The organism is Dialister sp. CAG:357 (genome assembly GCF_000435155.1).
Lineage (GTDB): Bacteria > Bacillota > Negativicutes > Veillonellales > Dialisteraceae > Dialister > Dialister hominis.
Genome location: NZ_FR896361.1, coordinates 1 through 18,524 on the forward strand (window position 1 = coordinate 1; position 18,524 = coordinate 18,524).

An 18,524-nucleotide genomic window follows, 5' to 3' on the forward strand; every position below is an offset into this window, starting at 1 on the left:
CTTCTCCTTCGGAGCAAGGTCAACACCCTTAAACCTCGCTTCGCTCGAGAAAAGAAAAAAGCAGCGTTTTAACGGATTTTGTCACAGCCCCTTTTTGTGTGGTGATGAGATTAAAACCATACAGCCGGCTTACAGCCTAGGAAAACATGCCAACCAGCCTTCGGCTGAAAGCTGCTGTATTTCCCCTGTTCTCCCCCACGCAAAAAGACCCTTGCGGGTCTTTTTGGTTGTTCTATGTTTATTATTCTCCAGCTTCGCCGGTTTCTGCGAGGACGTGGGCGCAGCGTGCGCATACGTGCGGATGAGCCGGGTCAGAGTCGACGTCCGGGGTTCTCTTCCAGCAGCGTTCGCATTTTTCGAGTTCGCAGACGGAGACGGTAACTTTGACGTTTCCTTCATCGTCGGATACTGCGTTTTCAGGAGCGCTTTCGGTGCCTTCTACGAGTTTGGTCTGGGATACGATGCAGAAATCTGCAAGTTCCTTTTCCATAGCTTTGAGGATATCGTAAGCTTCGCCTTTTGCGTAGACGGTGACTTCAGCGTCGAGCGGGTGGCCGATGGTCTTTGCCTGGCGGGCTTCTTCGAGGGCTTTGGTGATGACGCTTCTGACTGCGAGGCGTTTCTTCCATTTTTCATCGAGTGCCTTGTCGAGGAATTTGTCGTTCAGTTCCGGCATGGATGCCATGTGGACGGACCATTCGCGTTCTTCCTTGTTCGGGAGGTCCTGCCATACTTCTTCAGCGGTGAAGCAGAGTACAGGAGCTACGAGGCGGACGAGGCTTGTCAGGATTTTGTACATAGCGGTCTGCGCGCTTCTTCTGAGGCGGGAGTCTGCTTTTTCTGTGTAGAGGCGGTCTTTCAGGATATCCAGGTAGATAGCGGAAAGGTCGACGGTGCAAAAGTTGTGTACGGCATGGTACATGACATGGAATTCATAGTCTTCATAAGCCTTGAGGACGGTTCTCTTGACCTGTTCGAGGCGCAGGAGTGCCCATCTGTCCATTTCTTCCATATCTTCATATGCTACGCTGTCCTTCTTCGGATCGAAGTCGTACAGGTTGCCCATGAGGTAGCGGAATGTGTTTCTGATCTTTCTGTATACGTCGCTCATGGATTTGACGATCTTGTCAGACAGTCTGACGTCGCCCTGATAGTCGACGGAGGAAATCCAGAGTCTCATGACGTCTGCGCCGTAGCGGTTGATGATGTCCTGCGGAGCAACGACGTTGCCGACGGACTTGGACATCTTTCTGCCTTCGCCGTCCATGGTGAAGCCGTGTGTCAGGACTGCTTTGTATGGAGCGTATCCATTGACTGCTACGGAGCAGAGGAGGGAAGAATGGAACCAGCCGCGGTGCTGGTCGGAGCCTTCGAGGTACAGGTCAGCCGGGAACTGTACGCCGTCTTCCTTCCAGTCTTCATGCGGGTAACGGAGGACGCCGTTCCATGTGGAGCCGGAGTCGAACCATACGTCCATGATGTCTTTTTCTTTATGGAAATGGGTGCCTCCGCAGTGCGGGCATTTGAAGCCTTCCGGAAGGAGTTCTTCAGCGGAATGAGTCCACCATGCATCGGTGCCTTCTTTTTCTACGATTTCTTCGACTTTCTTCATCGTTTCATCAGTGATGACCCACTTGCCGCAGTCGTCGCAGTAGAATGCAGGAATCGGCACGCCCCAGGATCTCTGGCGGGAAATACACCAGTCCTGACGGTCGCGGATCATGTTGTAGAGACGGTCATGGCCCCAGGATGGGATGAAGCGTGTATCGTCGACAGCTTTCAGTGCTTTATCTCTGAAGTCGTTGATGGATGCGAACCATTGCTCGGTAGCACGATAGATGACTGGGTTCTTGCAGCGCCAGCAGTGTGCGTACTGATGGTGGATGGATTTCTTGCCAAGGAGGTGGCCTTCATGAGCTAGAGCGGAGATGACCGGGCCTTCTGCGTCCCAGATGCTCTTGCCCTGGAGGAATTCGCCTGCTTCAGCAGTCATGTTGCCTTTTTCATCAACCGGGCAGACGACTTCCTGTTTCAGCTTGCCAGCGTTTTCATAAGATTTGTAAACTTCAAAGTCTTCAACGCCGTGTCCAGGAGCGGTATGAACGCAGCCTGTGCCGGCATCAAGGGTGACATGGTTGCCTTCGAGGACATAGATAGTGCGGTTATAAATGGCCAGCGGATGATGGAAGGTTGCGAGGTCCCATTCAGCGCCGAGCATTTCGCGGCCTACGAATTCGTAGTCTTCAATCTTGCAGTCAGCCATGGCAGCCGGAGCGAGTTCCTTGCTCATGAGGTAGTATTCATCAGCGGTTTTGTTGTGTACCCATACATAGGTGAATTTCGGGTTCACGCTGATGTAGAGGGATGCCGGGATGGTCCACGGTGTGGTGGTCCAGATAACGGCAAAGAGCTTGGATGGATCGACGCCGTCCGGCCCAAGGCCCTTGATATCCACAGCCGGATACTTGACGTAGATGGACGGGGATTTTCTGTCCTTGTATTCGATTTCTGCTTCAGCCAGGGCTGTTTCGCAGTGCGGGCACCAGTAAACGGCTTTCTTGCCCTTGTAAATGTAGTGCTTCTTGGCCATTTCGCCGAAGACTTCGAGTTCCTTAGCTTCGAGGTGCGGATCGAAGGTGACATATGGATGCTTGAAATCGCCGACAACGCCCATGCGGATGAAGTCTTCCTTCTGGATAGCGATCCATTTCTTAGCGTATTCCAGGCACTTTCTGCGCAGTTCGAGCGGGGTCATGTTGGCGCGGTCTTCACCGGAGTCCTTGAGGACTGCGTATTCGATCGGAAGGCCGTGAGTATCCCAGCCCGGGATGTAGTTGGCATTGTCGCCAGCCATGTATTTGTAACGGACGATGACGTCCTTCAGTGTCTTATTCAGTGCATGGCCGATGTGGATCTTGCCATTTGCATAGGGAGGTCCGTCGTGCAGGACGAAAGTCGGAGCGCCGTCATGCTGTCTCTTCTCCACTCTCTTTTCATACAAATCATTTTTCTGCCAGAAATCCACGAATTCCGGTTCCTTCTTCGGAAGGTTGCCGCGCATCGGGAATTCTGTCTGAGGCAGATGCAGGGTTTTGCTGTAATCCATTTTCAAATTCCTCCTAAGGAAATCTTCGATTTCCAAAATAAAAAAATCCCGCCCGATAAGGGGCGGGATTCTATCCCGTGGTACCACCCTCATGACCTTACGGCCACTCGGTACAGTTAACGATGTCCCGTCAGGGCTTTTCTTCCCTGAAGCTCCGAAGTGATCTATCCGCGCCACTCGCCGCCCCTTCTCACCGACCGGGGCTCTCTTTGGACTCATGCTTGTGCGGACCGTCTTCATCCACGCTTATATGTATTATTTATTTTACTGATTACCGTATGGTAAGTCAAGAAACTTTTTGAAAGAAGGAGATTGAGGGAGAAACCGGGTTCCCTCTTATTCTTAATTAATTCATTAGTTCCCACCAGCGGCCGAAGTACTGGTTCTGGTCCCCGATGCGGAGGGTTTCTCCGATCATGGGGGTCAGGAGCGTGAGGTCTTTTTCGTGTGCTGCTTTCACAAGGCGGATGTACGGGTCTTTCCACTGGTGCGTGGAGAGCGGGTACTTGCCATTGTGGCAGGGAACGACGGTCTTAGCATGGAGGTCGACGGCTGCCTGGGCTGTTTCTTCCGGCATCATGTGGACGGAGTGCCAGTCCTTATTGTACTGTCCGTCTTCCAGGATCGCCAGGTCAAATCCGCCGAACTGGTCGCCGATCCTTGCAAATCTTCCGTCATAGCCGCCATCGCCGCTGTAGAAGACTTTCCTTCCCGGCGTGATGAAGGCAAAGCCTGCATAGAGTGTCTGATTTCTCTTCAGCATCCTTCCGGAGAAATGGCGCGCAGGGAGGACCCAGACGGTCAGGCCATCGTCGATCTTGACGGGCGTATTCCAGTCTTCTTCAGAAATCTTTTCAAGCGGGTAGCCCCACTTTTCGTAGTATCCGCCATTTCCAAGGCCGGTCACGACGTGTTTGACCTTCGGCTCGATGGCGCGGACGAAGTCATAGTCGAGGTGGTCCCAGTGATCGTGGGAGAGCACCATGACGTCGATGTCGTCCGGTATATCGTCGGGCGTGTAGATATTACTTCCTTCAAAAGCCTTGTCCACGAAGGGAACAGGCAATGCATACTCGGCGGAAATGGGATCGATCAGGATCCTGTGCCCGTTCAGCTGCATATAGTAAGAGGAGTGCCCCATCCAGACAAGGACGTCCTTGTCCCTGGGGAGCTGTCTCAGGTTCGTCTTCACGCTGATCATGGGGTCGGATGGTATCGTCTTTCCCGGTGTCGGGAAGAAGAATTCCTTCCAGAAGCCAAGGGAAGGATTGACCTTCTCATGCGGCGTCTCGGGGACGAATTCTCCGTTCACGTAGTGCGGAGACGCTTCGATGCGCGCCTTTCTTTCCGGCGTCATCAAAGGATCCATCTGCGGCTGGTTCACGAACCAGTCCCCGAAGACGCCCAGAAGGGCGATGGCCGCCACGACCCAGCGCAATATATGAAACATAGTTCCTCCTCTTCTAAAATGGCTTTCCTTATACATTCATTCCGGCTTTTCTGGCTTCCTCAAAGGCAGCGCTTCCTTTCGCCATGCCCGGATTCGTCATGCCGCCTGCAAAGACAGAGCCGGCAAAATGCGACTGCGGGAAGCATTCGATCCATCCTTCAAGGCCGCTCTTCGCTCTTTTCATCGCATACTCATCCTCTTCAGCGGCTGAAGCCAGAAGGTAGACATCCTTGAACTGGCAGTCGGCTATGTAGAGCGGATTCAGCCTGTCGAGGAATGTCTTCATCTGCCCGCTCATTTCATAATAATAAATCGGCGTGGCAAACACAAGAACATCAGACGTACGGACGATTTCCTGCATATCATTCATATCGTCATGGATGACGCACTTTCCCGTCTTCTGGCAGGTAAGGCAGCCTGTGCAGAAATGGATGTCCTTCCCTGTGAGCGAGATGAGCGTCACTTCATTGCCCGCTTCCGATGCGCCCATGGCAAAAGCATCCGCCAGAACGGCCGAATTGCTCCCGTGACGAAGACTTGTAGAAATCACAGTGACTTTCTTTCCCATACCTTTTTCCTCCTTAATCCCTTACTCCCTTTTATTGTTATTTATATAGAGACGGTCATTATAGAGACGGTCATTTGCGAAGGGGCGGATTGGCCTTGGCCTGGAATTCTTCCACGTCCAGCCTGTACACCTCGACCTGATTGGCCATCCTTTCGGTGAAGGCCCATTTCCTGTCAGATGTCTGTGCCATGATGATTTCAAGGCCCCGGCACTTCTCCGCCGGATCTTCAAGGATTGTCACAATGCCGCTTCCGATAATGGAATGGTAATGATTCGTGAAATCGCAGGCTTCCTCAGCAGGAATGACCATTTCCCCCGTATCGATCACAAAGCCTGCCTTCGGGTTCCTGCGGATACAGTCCAGCCTGTGTCCGCTTCTTCCCCCGTGGAAATAAATGGAAAGTCTGCCGTCCTCATACGTATAGCCGTAATTGACGGGCACGACGTAAATCCTGTCCTCATCATAGAGGCCGATGCGGACGACGCCGCACTCCTTCAGGATGGAATCGATGAGAGCTTCATCGGTGACTCTCCTGTCTTTTCTTCTCATTTCTGTCATGGAAATCCCCCTTTTCCTAATGGTCTACACGCGGTCAGGCCCCATGTAGAGCTTGCGGTAATAGTAAAGAACGAAAAGTATGCCGGCGGCAGCGACCAGCCAGCTCAGCGGATAGACCGCCATGAGCCAGGTGAAGGTCTGGTGCGTCGGGAAAATAGTGAAAACGTAAAGAATACGCGTGCCGCAGATGCCGACGAGCGCTGCCATGGCAGGCGCCAGGGACTTTCCGAAGGCACGAAGGAAACCTGAAACAGCTTCAGAAATCATATTGAGCGGTTCAGGAATCAAAATGAATTCGAGGCGGATCATGCCAAGCGCAATGACTTCCGGATCGGAGCTGAAAACGGAAAGGAGGTACGGCCCTGCCGCCAGCACGATCATGGAAGAGGCGACCGTCGCGGCCAGATTCTGCAGCGTGCAGATCTTCCCCACCCTTCTGCAGCGGGAAAGAAGGCCTGCGCCGTAGTTCTGCCCCGTGAATGTCGTGCATGCCTGCCCGAAGGAATTCATGATGTAGTACACAAGGATTTCCAGATTGAAAGCAGCCGCCGAAGCTGCCATGACCTCTGCGCCGAGGCTGTTGATGGCCGCCTGGATGACGACATTCGACAGGCTGAAGACAGCGCCCTGCACGCCGGCCGGCGTACCGATGGAAAGGATCTGGCGGAGAATCCCCCAGTCCACTTTCATATCATGGAAGGAAATGTGGATCGCGCTCTTCGTATTCTTCATGAGGTAAAGAAGAAGCGAAGAGCTCATGAGCGTCGCAAAGACGGTGGAAGCCGCCACGGCGACGACATCCATGCCGCAGTAGACGACAAGGAAAAGGCTCAGACATGCCTTGCATGTGCCGGCCGCAAAGAGGCACATGAGCGGCGTCCTCGTATCGCCCTGACTCCTGAAAATCGCCGAGGTGAAGTTATAGACAAGGATGCCCGGCATCGCGATGAATATGGTTTCCAGGTACTCGCGGGACATTGTCTCGACTTCCTTTGGCACCTGAAGGAGCCTGACGACTGAATCCGCGCTGAAAACGCCGAGCACGGCAAAAAGAATGCCCGCCAGAACGGCGAAGACGATCGTCGTATGCACGGCCTTTTTTACTTTTTCCAGATTTCCCTGCCCCGTGTACTGGGAAATGACGACGTTCGCGCCAAGGGAAATCCCTACAAAGAACGTAACGAGAAGCCCGACGACCGGCGCATTGCTGCCGACGGCGGCCATGGCTTCCTTACCAACAAAACGCCCCATGATGATGATGTCGATGGCATTGAAAAGCTGCTGGCAGATCCCTGTGACCGCCAGAAGTATGGCGAAAGAAACCGTCTTGTCGCCGATCGACCCATGGAGCATGTCCATTTTTCTCATATATCCGTAATCCCTTCTTATTCTATATTTCTTATTATAACAAAAATCACAAAATGATTAACGGATAATAAGGCGGCATCCGGTCCTGTCAAAGGCCCTTTTCTGCCGCTTCCTTCTGGAGGAACCTGATGAAAGCTTCTGCTGCGCGTCCGAAAGGCTGGTCCTTCTTCCATGCAATGACCGTCTCTATCTTCCTTTCCGGTTCAAGCGGCAGGAAGGAGAGGCGTCTTTCATCAAAAAGCGCGGCTGCGCCTTCTGTCGTAATGACATAGCAGCCAGGATCTTCTGCAAGGATCACGCGGCTTCCGCCCAGGTCCCACTTGATTGGGGACGTGATTGTCTTCCTTACACTCCCCAGCCAGTTTGCGATTTCTGCATTGAGTTCAAGGCGCCCGGGAAGGATGACCGTCTTCCCCAGAAGATCTTCCTTCCGGATGGATTCTTTTTCCGCGAGGGGATCATCCGCTCTCATGATGACGCCCCAGCGAGCATCGGGACCGATCGGGACGGAATCATACTTCACCGAATCAAAGGGACGGACAAGGACAGCCGCATCGATGAGGCCCATGTCCATCCGCTCGGTGACGCGGTCCGTGACCCCCGTCTGGTAATCGAAGAACACATGGGGATGCTCCTTCTGGAACTTCCGTATCAGGGAAACGAAGACAGATGTCACAAGGAGCTCGCCGCCTCCGACGGCGACCGTCCCTGCCAGTTCCTCTCCCGAAGAAATTTCCTCCTTCGTCTTGGCCAGAAGCTCTTCCATTTCCTCTGCGCGGCGGCGGAAGAGGATGCCCTCGCTCGTCAGTGTGATCCTTCGGCTCGAGCGCTCGAAAAGACGCACACCAAGCTCAGACTCCAGCTCGGCCAGCTGACGGGAAAGCGTCGGCTGCGTCATGTGGAGACGCTTCGCTGCCTTTGTGATATTTTCCTCTCTGGCGGCCGCCAGAAAATAATGAATCACACGCATGTCCATGATTTCCTCCTGCCCGTTAAAGGGCGTCTTGACAATTAGTAACATATCGTACTAATATGGAATTGTCAAATAAATTGTCCTTGCCGAAAGGCGGAAAGGAGTCTATATGAATAAGAAATGGCTGACAGCCCTTGCGCTGTCCGGATTTTTACTTGCGGGAGGAAGCGCATTCGCTATGGAACCTACTATCAATGTCGATTCTTCAACGGCCAATATGCCGAACAAGGCAGAGAGCCATCTTTTGAAAGTCAATGTCGTGACACCGGAAATCAAGCAGATCTCCGGCGTCGTCTATGAACAGGTGCCGTCCCGCGGCTATGAGAACGTCGCCATGAAGATGGATATCCTGAAACCCCAGTCCAAGACACCGCTTCCGGCGATTGTCTACGTCACGGGCGGCGGCTTCATCAATGCCAACAAGGATAACGGCATCCAGCTCCGCATGCACCTGGCTGAAGCCGGCTACGTCGTCGCATCCATCGAATACCGCGTCGCTCCGACGGCTGTATTCCCGCAGCCTTTGGAAGACGTGAAGGCATCCATCCGCTACCTGCGCGCCAATGCCAATAAGTTCAATATCGATCCTGACCGCATCGGAATCGTAGGCGGAAGCGCAGGCGGCTACCTCACTGCCATGGCCGGCGTGACAAGCGGCACGACGACATTCGACAAGGGCGAAAACCTCGACCAGTCCAGCAGCGTCAAGGCAGCTGTCGATCTCTACGGCCTCTCCGACCTCACACGCATCGGCGATGATTACTCCGACGCCGTGAAGGAAGCCCACAAGTCCGCAGGCGCTACCGAAGCCCTCTGGGTGAACGGCTCTCCTGTCTTTGGCGGACGTGACGGCGGCATCCTGGCCGATCCTGCTGCTGCCAAGGCGGCTGATCCCATGACTTACGTCGGAAAGAACAGCGCTCCTATGCTTCTCATGCATGGCACGAAGGATTTCGTCGTCTCCCCGAGCCAGACAGACCTTCTCTTCCAGGCACTCCGGAAGGAAGGCATCCCCTCTGACCGTTACCTCGTCGAAGGCGCAGCCCATGGCGGCGTCTACTGGGATCAGGCCGAAGCCCTCTCCATCATCACGGACTTCTTCAACAAGTACCTGAAATGAAACTAGACGAAACACCGGGCTATGCCTTCTGCCGCATCGCAAGGAAGGTCCACTACCAGATCGACCTCATCTTCAAGGAAGAAGGCATGACCGTCGAGCAGTGGGTCGCCCTGAAGACGATTTCCGAAAACCAGCCCCTCATCCAGAAGGAGCTGGGGCGCCTCATCGAAAAGACGCCGAACACGGTGAAATCCCTGGCAGAGCGCCTTGAAAAGAAAAACTTCATCAAGAGGACGCCCGACCCCTCCGATCACAGGAACCTGATCCTCACCGTGACAGAGAAGGGGCAGAAATTCACGGAAGAATACTCCGCCCTCGATGAAAAAGCAAACGATGCCCTCACCTCTTCCCTGACAAAGGAAGAAATGGAGGAGCTCGCAAGACTTCTGGATAAAATAGAAAAGAACCTTTAAGAGATTCCTCAAGTTAAAGAGGAGCTGTGGCAAAATGATTTCCCATTTTGTCACAGCTCTTTTTTACGCTATTTTCCACTGCATACTTTCTTCTGGCTTGGGCAGGCGGGTGGCACAGCGGCCGGGACCGCCGTGTTCATATCCCTTACAGCGACGAGATTTCCTGTCGTCGGTTTGGCTTTTCCTATTTCCCAGTCTGTATAAGCGATCGGAGCCATCAGATCCTCCGTCGAGCCGCTCCCGTAGCTCACACCCGCAGCTCCTGCCATGCCAAGCAGAAGGACGGCGGCTAAAATATATTTCTTCATGATTCCTCCTCCAGCGCTTGTGACGCTCTCTTTATCTGTATTGTAGAAGAAGAAGGAAATCATATCCAATGCCCATTTTCATGACTCATCCATACATAAAATGAATAGTGGAAGCCGAGGCATGTAAAAAGAGGCTGTAGAAATGATGTCACATTCCCACAGCCTCTTTTATTCTTTTATTTTTCTCCCAGTTCTTCCTTGAGGAATTCGATGAAGGCCTGGGCGGCGCGTCCGAAGGGCTGGCCTCTTTTCCATGCTACGACTGTCTGGATGCGCATTTCCGGGTAGAGCGGGACGTACTTGACGATGCGGTCGTCGACAAGCGGCATGGTGCCTTCTGTCGTGATGATATAGAGTCCTTTCCTCTTGGCAAAGAGGGAGGAATTCGCGCCAAGGTCGCAGTGGATGGGCGTCTGGATTGTCTCACAGACGTCTCCCAGCCAGCTCCGGATATCCGCATTGAGTTCTCCGCGGCTCATGAGGACGAGTTTCTTTCCTGCAAGATCTTCTCTTGTGACATGTTCCTTCTGTGCCAGAGGGTCGTCTGTCCTCATGGCGGCGCAGAAGCGGGCTTCGGGGCCGATCGGGACGTAGTCATACTTCTCCGCATCAAAGGGACGGACGAAGATGGCCGTGTCGATCAGGCCGGAGTCCATTTTTTCATTCACCCTCCCCGTGATGTCCGTATTGATATCGAAACGGACAAGGGGATGTTTTTCCTGGAAGCGCATGATGAGATCAGAAAAATGATCCATGACAAGGAGCTCGCCGCCGGCGCAGTTTACCGTGCCCTCGACGGTCTTGTTGCCGGAGAGTTCTTTTTCCGTCTTGTCGACGAGATCGACGATTTCCTCAGCACGCCTTTTGAGAAGGAGCCCGTCAGAGGTAAGGCTCACATGACGGCTGCCCCTGTCCAAGAGTTTCACGCCCGTTTCCCTTTCAAGCTCCAGGATCTGGCGGGAAAGCGTAGGCTGCGTGACGTGGAGGATCTCGGCCGCTCTCGTGATGCTCCCTTCGCGGGCGACCGTAAGAAAGTATTTCAAAACGCGGATTTCCATAATGACTCCTTACTTAAATTTCCTTTTCGCCCCTGAAATTCCAGATGATGACGCAGGCAGCAAGGAAGAAAGCGATAGCTGTGGACCAGAAGACCATGGCATAGCCGAAGTAGTTTGCAATGGCGCCCGAGCAGACAGGGCCGGCGACGTTGCCCATCAGGAAGACGGAAGAAACGACGCCGAAGACGATCGAGCGTTTTTCAGGCGGCACAGATTTGGCGATGATCGTATTCGTGCACGGTGCGATGAAGCCCATGCCAAGGCCCGTGATGCCGCGGAAGAAACCAAGTCCCGCGACGGTCGTCATGAGGTACTGCATGATGAAGGTGAAGCCGACAAATATCGTCGCGGTGATGAGCACCCGATGGATGACGAAGCGCGACGTGATGCGGCCGGTATTGAGCGATGCGAGCGCGCTGCAGCCGCCGGAAATGAAGATAATGAACCCGACGACGGTCGCAACGATGGGCGAATCCCCCATCATCGACTTGATATAGAGCGGCAGGATCGGCCCGATGCCGGTGATGCCGAAGTTGCAGAGGAACTGCATGAATGTCATGATGCGCACACGCGGAATCTTCATGAAGAACTTGATCTGGCTCCATGTGGAGTCCGTTTCCTTCGCCGCCCCTTTCCTGTGGATGTCAGGCAGGAAAATCTGGAGGGCAATAAGGCAGAGGAAAGCAAGAAGCGAGAACGCGTAGAACGGCATGCGGTAGCCGAAGGTATCTGCCACAGCGCCGCCAAGGAGCGGTCCGAACATGATGCCCATGACCATGGCCGCCTGGAAGTATCCCATCGACCAGGACGTCTTCTCTTCCGGTGTGACAGAGACGACGATGGAAAGACCTATTGGGACAAAGCCTCCGACAAGTCCCTGCAGGGTGCGGAGCAGCAGTAGCTGCCAGGGCGCTGTCGTTATGCCGCTGAAGAAGGACGAAAGCACGACGGCGATAAGGACGATCGACATGACCGTCTTCGGTCCCCGCCTGTCCGCCTGGATCGACCAGAACGGTGCGGAGAATGCGATCATGAACGGTGTGACGCCGATGATGATTCCTGCCCAGAAAGCAGCCTCGCCGGGATCGGTGATGCCGAGCTCGGAAAGGAACAAAGGCAGGAAGGACATGATGCCCATCATGGAGATGCCTGCGCCGATCTGGATCGCGCAGACGAGGTATATGACATGTTTCCAGTTTTTCATATCCCCTCTCCTTTCTTTTCTAGTTGAATGGGGCGGTTTCCCGTCCTTTTCTTATTATACTCCCTAAGAATAAAGAGTTGGTAACCGAAATGTTTTATCAAGAGAAGAGAAACATTTTACTTTCATCGTTTCTTATTCCGCAGGTTTTCTTATTCAATTTCGTTATAGGAAATGGGTTTCTTATTTTATTTCATTCCTGATTCTTTTCCATGCTGCTGTTTCTTCTTTATTTTATTTATACAAATAGTATGGATTCGCAGGATGAAAAGCGTGAAATTCATATACGAATTTTTCTATTTCTTGCATTGACAAGCTTCTATAGGAATGGTAAAGTAAGTGCAACATAATTTTGGCGATGAAGAAAAAGAGTACCTGAACCTTTTCCTTTCAAGCGAGTCCGGACGGTGGAAGCGGACAAGGAGAAATCAGCGAAGTGCATTTCCGAGCCCTGCAGGCGAATGAAGTAGCCGCAGCGGGAGCGCCCGATACAGCGCGCATGAGATGTAGAAATACATGAAATTGGGTGGAATCACGAAGCTAAGCTCTCGTCCCTTTATGGGGAGGAGAGTTTTTTTATATCTGTCCAAAGCATAGAAATCCATCATGGCAATGAGGAAAAGAGTAACTGTCTGAAAGCGCAAAGAGAGTTCCCGGAAGGTGAGAAGGGAAACACCGTAAGATAGTGAAGTGCATTTCTGAGCTGGCGCGCCGAACGAAGTAGGCGGCCCGGGAGACGCCCGTTACAGCGCAGGAGTGTATGGAGCCTGACCGGGTCCCATAAGCACTTCAAAAGGCCTTGCGGGGTGACCCCAGGGCGAATCAGGGTGGTAATCACGGAGCTTCCGTCCCTTGACATTCAAATGAATGCCCGGGGCGGAGGCTTTTTTAGGCCCATTTTCCTCCCCGCGGCGAATAATTTCTTATTCCGTAGGAGGAACATACCATGGCCGATTTCGAAAAAATCAAAGACTTTATCATTGACCCGAGCATCCGCGAAGCACGTGCGCACGTAGAAGTGAAACGCGCAATGAACCCCTGCCCGATCGACTTTTCCCAGTTCCAGTCCACCAACCCGCGCTCCAACGGCATCGACAAGGAGTACGGCGAAGGAGAGGACGCTTCGAACTTCAACATAGCAAGAAAGAAATACGACGACGATGAAGAGCCGCAGTTCACTGCCTCCTTTGGCAGCGGCAAGGGCCAGCTCCCTGTAGAGCCGGGCCGTTACCGCCTCATCTGGTCCCGCCACTGCCCATGGGCAAACCGCATCGCGATTGCAATCGACCTCCTGGGCCTGGACAAAGTCATTTCCAAAGGCGTCGTCGATCCGCTTCGCCCGGCAGGTGTCGTAGGCGGCTGGTACTTCACACTCGACAAGGATGATGTGGACCCCGTCCTCAAGATCCATTCCCTCATGGAAGCATACAAGAAGGGAAATCCGGACTACGACCAGCGCGCGACCGTCCCGGCTCTCGTCGACGTCACGACCGGCGCTGTCGTCAACAACGACTACCACGACCTTGACATCCAGCTCTATGAAGGCTGGCAGGAATACATCGACAAGGACGCTCCGGATATTTATCCCGAAGAACTCCGCTACGACATCGATGCACTGAACGACGTCATCTATGCCGACGTAAATCTGGCCGTGAATCTGGCGGCTCTGGCAGGGACGCAGGAAGAATACGAATACTACTATGATCTCGTATTCGACCGTCTGGACTGGCTGGAAGAAAGACTTTCCACCCGCCGGTACCTCATGGGCGATACCATCACCTCTCCGGACATCCGCCTCTTCGTCACGCTGACCCGCTTCGACCTCGTCTTCTATCAGAAATATCTTCTGAACAAGAAACGCCTCGTCGATTACCCGAACCTCTGGAACTACGCGAAAGACCTCTTCAGCAACCCGGCCTTCGGAGGGAACACGGACTTCAACTCCATGCGTCTTCGCTTCTACTACGTCGACCACACCCCGTTTGCAGATATGCCAAGACTCATGCCGAAAGGCCCGGATGACAGCCGCTGGCTGGAACCGAATGACAGAGCAGAGAAATTTTCCAAGAAATAATCAGGGATGAAAGGAGGAATCATGGATCCCATCACGCAGGAACTGACAAGCCTCATCCTAAAGACAGACGTCACAAGACGCCCCGATCTGGCTGAGGCTGGAAGAAGAGCCTTCGCCGACTACCTCGCATCCGCTCTGGCAGGAAGCAGGGAAGAAGCCGTCAGAAGGACAGCCGCTTTCCTTGCCACACGCAAAGGCGAGAGGGACATTCTTGGCTTTGATGTAAGGACGACGCCGGAAAACGCTGCCTTCTTCAATGGCTTTGCATCCCACTACCTGGACTTTGACGACGCAGAAGCGAACCTCATGGGCCACTTCAGCACCGTCATCTTCTCCGCTCTCCTTGCGATTGCGGATCCCTCCGATACCTTCGAAGATTTCCTTGCAGGATACACAGCCGGAGCCGAAACCGAGGGACTCCTCGGGAAACTCGTGAATCCGGCCCACAAAAAACGCGGCTACCATCCGACAGCCACGATCGGCCCCATCGGAGCCGCCGCTGCCATTGCCCGTTTCCGCCGCCTTCCCTTGAAAGAAGCGAGCGAACTCCTTTCCCTGGGCGCAACGGAATCCGCGGGCCTCGGCCTTGAGGCAGGGACAGACACCAAGCCCCTCCACTCCGGATTTGCCGCCAGAAACGCCGTCTTCTCCTACTTCCTCATCCGCGACTGCGCTCTCACATCGAGCACGAGCGCCTTCAACAACGACGACGGATGGGCCGCCGTCACGGCAGGAAAGACGATCGCAGAAGGCGCCCTTTCCAAGCGCTGGCTTTCCCCCGGCGAGCTCATTTCACCGGGCCTCTGGATGAAGAAGCACCAGTACTGCTCCGCCGCCATCCCCGGCGCCGCCGCACTGAAGTCACTCTGGAAGAAAGGCGTCACGCTGGATGTCATCTCTAAAGTGATCTTCCATTTCCCGCCCGGCAAAAGCTACTCGCTCCACTACCATGCGCCGAAGACCGGCCAGCAGGGCCGCTTCTCGATGGAATATGTCGCCTGGCAGATCCTCACGAAGGGAGACGTCGACGACGACCTCTTCCGCCTGGCAAAGACGCCGGCCGCTTTCATTAGAGCCCTTCCGAAGTTCGGCATCAAGGAAGACCTTCCCCCTGCCGGACAGGAAGTCCGCCGCATCGTCGTCACAGCCGATACGAAGGACGGCAGGCATTTCACAGAAGAAATCCTGAAACCGGACGGCTCGCCCGATCACCCCTTCACCAAAGGCGACCTCACGAAGAAACTCGCCGCCGCTTCCGATGAAGCGTACGCAGAAGAAATGATCACGCTTCTCTCCGGAGGGCCTTCCATGAAAGAGCTTCTCTCGCTTCTCTCCGAAGCGCCCCGCCATGTATAAGAAAGGAAGTCAAATTGTACCGCTTACTGAATGTCAATGACGGCCATGAATACGCCGCCCTCGTCCATGATGCCTATCAGGCAGACGGGGAGCTCGGCATCGACTTCGCCGCCGTCACGCTCCCGGAAGAAAAACTCATCCGCGGGCTCATCCTGAATCCCACCTACGGCCTCTTTATCGAAGGCCGCCTCGTCAGCGCCATCACACTGCGCATGCCATGGGTAAAGAAACCGGGCCCCTACGGCGTGCCCCACCTTGGATGGGTCTCCACAAGACCGGAAGAGAAGCACAAGGGATACGCAAGAAAACTCTTCTTCCTCCTGGAAGAACAAATCCTCAAAGAAGAACTCCGCACCCCCGCCGTCACCCTCGGCACAGCCGCTGAGCATCCCTGGCTCGTCAAAATGTATGAATCCTGGGGATTTGAAACCGTCGAGACAAAGACGCTCCCCGGCAACAGCCACCAAACCGTTTACATGAAAAAATCGTATCTCTGATCGAAAGGACCTCACCATGCAGCTTAAATCCATCCTCAAAATCGCAGCCACCGTCATCGCTGCCGCTTCCGTCATCACCCTTGCAGGATGCGGCGGAGACAAGGACGCTTCTGCCTCTGCCGCCAAAAGCCAGGCAGGCAGCGCCAAGACGTACGTCGTAGCCACCCGCGGCACCTTCCGCCCCTTCACTTACATGGACGACAAGAACAACCTCACCGGTTATGACGTGGAAATCCTGAAGGAAGTCGAAAAAAGAAACCCCGGCATCCACTTTGAATTCAAGACCATGGCGCCTTCTGCAGGCTTCGTAGGCATGGAATCCGGCCAGGTCGACATCGTCGCCAACCAGATCACCTACAATGAAGAACGCGCCGCAAAGACGATCTACACCAAGGAAGTCAACAACTACACCGCCAGAAAACTGGCCGTCAGAAATGACCGGAATGACATCAACAGCCTCGAAGACCTGAAGGGCAAGAAGGTCGTCACCACGACAAACAGCGAAGTCACCCGCCAGCTCCAGAAGCTGAATGAGACCATGGATCCGAAGATGGACCTGATCTACACCGACAAAGGCTTCACCGAAGGCGCCAACCTCGTCGTCACCGGACGCGCCGATGCCACCCCGCAGTATGAAGTCTCCATCACAGACGCTGCCAAGACACTCGGACTTCCGATCAAAGCCGTAGGACCGGTCATCGCCAGCGACCCGACCTACTTCGCCTTGAGAAAAGATGAAGATCATCAGAAACTCGCCAATACCATCGACAAGACACTGAAAGACATGAAGGCCGACGGCACACTCAAGAAACTCTCTGAAGAGTTCCTCGGCAAGGATTACACCGTACCGCAGCAGTAAAAAGGAGCGCCCATGAACTTTTCTTCTCTTCTTAAAGGAGCAGCAGCCGCTCTGGCACTCGCATCCGTCGTCACCCTTGCCGGATGCGGCGGAGACAAGGATGCCGCTTCCTCAGCCGCCAAGAGCCAGGCCGCCGGATCAAAAACCTATATCGTTGCCACCCGCGGCACCTTCCGTCCTTTCACTTATGTGGACGAAAAAGGAAATCTCACCGGTTATGACGTGGAAATCCTGAAAGAAGTCGAAAAAAGGAACCCCGACATCCACTTCGAATACAAGATGATGCCTACCTCTGCCGCCTTCGTCGCCATCGAATCAGGCCAGGCGGATATCGTAGCCAATCAGGTCGGATATACGGACGAAAGAGCCGCAAAGACGATCTATACCAAGGAAGTCAACAACTACACCGCCAGAAAGATTGCCGTCAGGAATGACAGGAACGATATCAACAGCCTTGAAGATCTGAAAGGCAAGAAGGTCGCTGTCACGACGAACAGCGAGGCCGTCCGTCAGCTGCAGGATCTCAACAAGACCTACAACCCTCCGATTGAACTCATTTATACCGACAAAGGCTTCACCGAAGGCGCAAACCTCGTCGTCACCGGCCGCGCCGATGCTACCCCGCAGTATGAAGTCTCCATCACAGACGCCGTAAAGACACTCGGCCTTTCGATCAAAGCCGTAGGCCCTGTCATTTCCAGTGTTCCTACCTACTTTGCATTAAAGAAGGATGACGACCACCAGAAACTGGCCGACACCATCGACAAGACACTCAAAGACATGAAGGCCGACGGCACGCTCAAGAAACTCTCTGAACAGTTCCTCAGCAAGGATTACACCGTACCACAGCAGTAAGACCCGGCAGAGCCCGGGACTCTGCCATTTCATTTCCAAGACCCTTTCCTGAAAGGAGGCGTTTCTCTTGGACCAATTCTTCAATCTCAATTACATGGTGAGCTCGCTCCCTATCCTGCTCTCCTACCTTGACGTGACACTCTTCGTCACAGCCGTCTCCTTCCCGATCGGGCTTGCCATAGGAGCCGTCACTGCGCTGGCAAGGATCCACAAGACCCCTGTCCTCTCGCAGATCTCCTCCGTCTATATTTCCTTCATCCGCGGCACCCCGTTCCTCGTCCAGCTCTTCCTCATCTGCTTCGGACTTCCGCAGGTGCTGCGCGCCTTCGGCGCATCGGACATCCGCTCCGTGCCGGGCATCGTCTTCGTCCTCCTCATGATGTCGCTTCATGAAGGCGCTTACCTCTCCGAAGTCGTGAGAGGCTCCCTCTCGGCTGTCGAAAAAGGACAGCTCGAAGCCTGCCGCGCCATGAACCTCACCAAGAAGCGAACCTACCTCGGGATCATCTTCCCGCAGGCCTTCCGCTTCGCCGTCCCGGTCCTTGGCAATACCCTGATTTCCTGCCTCAAGAATACATCCCTCATCTTCAATGCCGGCGTCGTCGACATGATGAGCAAGGCAGACCTCATGGGCGCCTACAGCTACCACCACCTGGAACTTTACCTTGACGTCGGGCTCATTTACATCGCCCTCTGCGCCATCGTCCAGATCGGCGTCATCATCGTGAACCGTTCATTCCGCTATGCGTAAGGAGGAAA

Annotated in this window: 17 protein-coding genes and 2 other annotated features; of the genes, 8 read left to right on the forward strand and 9 right to left on the reverse strand. The window is 54.1% G+C overall.

Annotated elements, in window-relative coordinates; translation table 11 throughout:
- Window positions 1-241: 241 nt before the first annotated feature.
- The 6 genes from ileS to M3200_RS00890 form a co-directional block, all read right to left on the reverse strand.
- Window positions 242-3,106, reverse strand: coding sequence for an isoleucine--tRNA ligase (gene ileS, locus M3200_RS00865; RefSeq protein WP_022381653.1), 2,865 nt, complete (start codon window positions 3,104-3,106; stop codon window positions 242-244).
- 346 nt (window positions 3,107-3,452) lie between these two features.
- Entirely contained in the window at window positions 3,453-4,556 is a 1,104-nt protein-coding gene (locus M3200_RS00870; protein ID WP_022381654.1) for an MBL fold metallo-hydrolase, read from the reverse strand.
- A gap of 28 nt (window positions 4,557-4,584) precedes the next feature.
- On the reverse strand, window positions 4,585-5,124 hold the full coding sequence (locus M3200_RS00875; protein WP_022381655.1) for a flavodoxin family protein: 540 nt from the start codon (window positions 5,122-5,124) through the stop codon (window positions 4,585-4,587).
- A gap of 70 nt (window positions 5,125-5,194) precedes the next feature.
- Entirely contained in the window at window positions 5,195-5,683 is a 489-nt protein-coding gene (locus tag M3200_RS00880; RefSeq protein WP_022381656.1) for a pyridoxamine 5'-phosphate oxidase family protein, read from the reverse strand.
- 24 nt (window positions 5,684-5,707) lie between these two features.
- The gene (locus M3200_RS00885) at window positions 5,708-7,051 is read right to left on the reverse strand and encodes an MATE family efflux transporter (protein ID WP_022381657.1); all 1,344 of its coding nucleotides are present in this window, start codon (window positions 7,049-7,051) and stop codon (window positions 5,708-5,710) included.
- A gap of 88 nt (window positions 7,052-7,139) precedes the next feature.
- Window positions 7,140-8,027: a LysR family transcriptional regulator gene (locus M3200_RS00890; protein ID WP_022381658.1), complete on the reverse strand. Its 888-nt coding sequence runs from the start codon at window positions 8,025-8,027 to the stop codon at window positions 7,140-7,142.
- 106 nt (window positions 8,028-8,133) lie between these two features.
- On the opposite strand from M3200_RS00890, the gene M3200_RS00895 reads away from it, so the two are divergent.
- Window positions 8,134-9,144, forward strand: a complete 1,011-nt coding sequence (locus M3200_RS00895; protein ID WP_022381659.1) for an alpha/beta hydrolase — start codon at window positions 8,134-8,136, stop codon at window positions 9,142-9,144.
- Entirely contained in the window at window positions 9,141-9,557 is a 417-nt protein-coding gene (locus M3200_RS00900) for a MarR family winged helix-turn-helix transcriptional regulator (protein WP_022381660.1), read from the forward strand. The genes M3200_RS00895 and M3200_RS00900 overlap by 4 nt, the downstream gene beginning before the upstream one ends.
- Before the next feature lie 68 nt (window positions 9,558-9,625).
- On the opposite strand, the gene M3200_RS00905 is transcribed toward M3200_RS00900, so the two are convergent.
- From M3200_RS00905 to M3200_RS00915, 3 genes are all read right to left on the reverse strand, one after another.
- Window positions 9,626-9,865 carry a hypothetical protein gene (locus M3200_RS00905; RefSeq protein WP_022381661.1) on the reverse strand — a complete coding sequence of 80 codons (240 nt, stop codon included), beginning with the start codon at window positions 9,863-9,865 and terminating at the stop codon, window positions 9,626-9,628.
- 176 nt (window positions 9,866-10,041) lie between these two features.
- Window positions 10,042-10,923, reverse strand: a complete 882-nt coding sequence (locus M3200_RS00910; RefSeq protein ID WP_022381662.1) for a LysR family transcriptional regulator — start codon at window positions 10,921-10,923, stop codon at window positions 10,042-10,044.
- A gap of 13 nt (window positions 10,924-10,936) precedes the next feature.
- Window positions 10,937-12,127, reverse strand: a complete 1,191-nt coding sequence (locus M3200_RS00915; RefSeq protein ID WP_022381663.1) for an MFS transporter — start codon at window positions 12,125-12,127, stop codon at window positions 10,937-10,939.
- Between the two features lie 346 nt (window positions 12,128-12,473).
- Window positions 12,474-12,683: a binding site (T-box leader), on the forward strand.
- A gap of 44 nt (window positions 12,684-12,727) precedes the next feature.
- Window positions 12,728-12,980: a binding site (T-box leader), on the forward strand.
- 90 nt (window positions 12,981-13,070) lie between these two features.
- Between M3200_RS00915 and M3200_RS00920 the strand changes: the two genes are divergently transcribed.
- The 6 genes from M3200_RS00920 to M3200_RS00945 all read left to right on the forward strand — a co-directional run bounded on the left by M3200_RS00920 (window position 13,071) and on the right by M3200_RS00945 (window position 18,516).
- Entirely contained in the window at window positions 13,071-14,198 is a 1,128-nt protein-coding gene (locus M3200_RS00920; RefSeq protein WP_022381664.1) for a glutathione S-transferase family protein, read from the forward strand.
- 21 nt (window positions 14,199-14,219) lie between these two features.
- Window positions 14,220-15,554, forward strand: coding sequence for an MmgE/PrpD family protein (locus M3200_RS00925; protein WP_022381665.1), 1,335 nt, complete (start codon window positions 14,220-14,222; stop codon window positions 15,552-15,554).
- A 14-nt stretch (window positions 15,555-15,568) separates the two neighbouring features.
- Window positions 15,569-16,051 (forward strand): GNAT family N-acetyltransferase, encoded by a 483-nt coding sequence (locus tag M3200_RS00930; protein WP_022381666.1) that lies wholly within the window; start codon window positions 15,569-15,571, stop codon window positions 16,049-16,051.
- Between the two features lie 16 nt (window positions 16,052-16,067).
- The gene (locus M3200_RS00935; protein ID WP_022381667.1) at window positions 16,068-16,910 is read left to right on the forward strand and encodes a transporter substrate-binding domain-containing protein; all 843 of its coding nucleotides are present in this window, start codon (window positions 16,068-16,070) and stop codon (window positions 16,908-16,910) included.
- A 12-nt stretch (window positions 16,911-16,922) separates the two neighbouring features.
- Window positions 16,923-17,765 carry a transporter substrate-binding domain-containing protein gene (locus M3200_RS00940; protein ID WP_022381668.1) on the forward strand — a complete coding sequence of 281 codons (843 nt, stop codon included), beginning with the start codon at window positions 16,923-16,925 and terminating at the stop codon, window positions 17,763-17,765.
- A gap of 67 nt (window positions 17,766-17,832) precedes the next feature.
- A complete protein-coding gene (locus M3200_RS00945) occupies window positions 17,833-18,516 on the forward strand; it encodes an amino acid ABC transporter permease (RefSeq protein ID WP_022381669.1) in 684 nt (227 codons plus the stop codon).
- The last annotated feature ends 8 nt before the right edge of the window (window positions 18,517-18,524 follow it).

Excerpts from the sequence above, each read along its gene's own strand:
- ileS (WP_022381653.1), bottom strand. The coding sequence starts at position 3,106 with ATGGATTACAGCAAAACCCTGCATCTGCCTCAGACAGAATTCCCGATG.
- M3200_RS00870 (WP_022381654.1), bottom strand. The coding sequence starts at position 4,556 with ATGTTTCATATATTGCGCTGGGTCGTGGCGGCCATCGCCCTTCTGGGC.
- M3200_RS00875 (WP_022381655.1), bottom strand. The coding sequence starts at position 5,124 with ATGGGAAAGAAAGTCACTGTGATTTCTACAAGTCTTCGTCACGGGAGC.
- M3200_RS00880 (WP_022381656.1), bottom strand. The coding sequence starts at position 5,683 with ATGACAGAAATGAGAAGAAAAGACAGGAGAGTCACCGATGAAGCTCTC.
- M3200_RS00885 (WP_022381657.1), bottom strand. The coding sequence starts at position 7,051 with ATGAGAAAAATGGACATGCTCCATGGGTCGATCGGCGACAAGACGGTT.
- M3200_RS00890 (WP_022381658.1), bottom strand. The coding sequence starts at position 8,027 with ATGGACATGCGTGTGATTCATTATTTTCTGGCGGCCGCCAGAGAGGAA.
- M3200_RS00895 (WP_022381659.1), top strand. The coding sequence starts at position 8,134 with ATGAATAAGAAATGGCTGACAGCCCTTGCGCTGTCCGGATTTTTACTT.
- M3200_RS00900 (WP_022381660.1), top strand. The coding sequence starts at position 9,141 with ATGAAACTAGACGAAACACCGGGCTATGCCTTCTGCCGCATCGCAAGG.
- M3200_RS00905 (WP_022381661.1), bottom strand. The coding sequence starts at position 9,865 with ATGAAGAAATATATTTTAGCCGCCGTCCTTCTGCTTGGCATGGCAGGA.
- M3200_RS00910 (WP_022381662.1), bottom strand. The coding sequence starts at position 10,923 with ATGGAAATCCGCGTTTTGAAATACTTTCTTACGGTCGCCCGCGAAGGG.
- M3200_RS00915 (WP_022381663.1), bottom strand. The coding sequence starts at position 12,127 with ATGAAAAACTGGAAACATGTCATATACCTCGTCTGCGCGATCCAGATC.
- M3200_RS00920 (WP_022381664.1), top strand. The coding sequence starts at position 13,071 with ATGGCCGATTTCGAAAAAATCAAAGACTTTATCATTGACCCGAGCATC.
- M3200_RS00925 (WP_022381665.1), top strand. The coding sequence starts at position 14,220 with ATGGATCCCATCACGCAGGAACTGACAAGCCTCATCCTAAAGACAGAC.
- M3200_RS00935 (WP_022381667.1), top strand. The coding sequence starts at position 16,068 with ATGCAGCTTAAATCCATCCTCAAAATCGCAGCCACCGTCATCGCTGCC.
- M3200_RS00940 (WP_022381668.1), top strand. The coding sequence starts at position 16,923 with ATGAACTTTTCTTCTCTTCTTAAAGGAGCAGCAGCCGCTCTGGCACTC.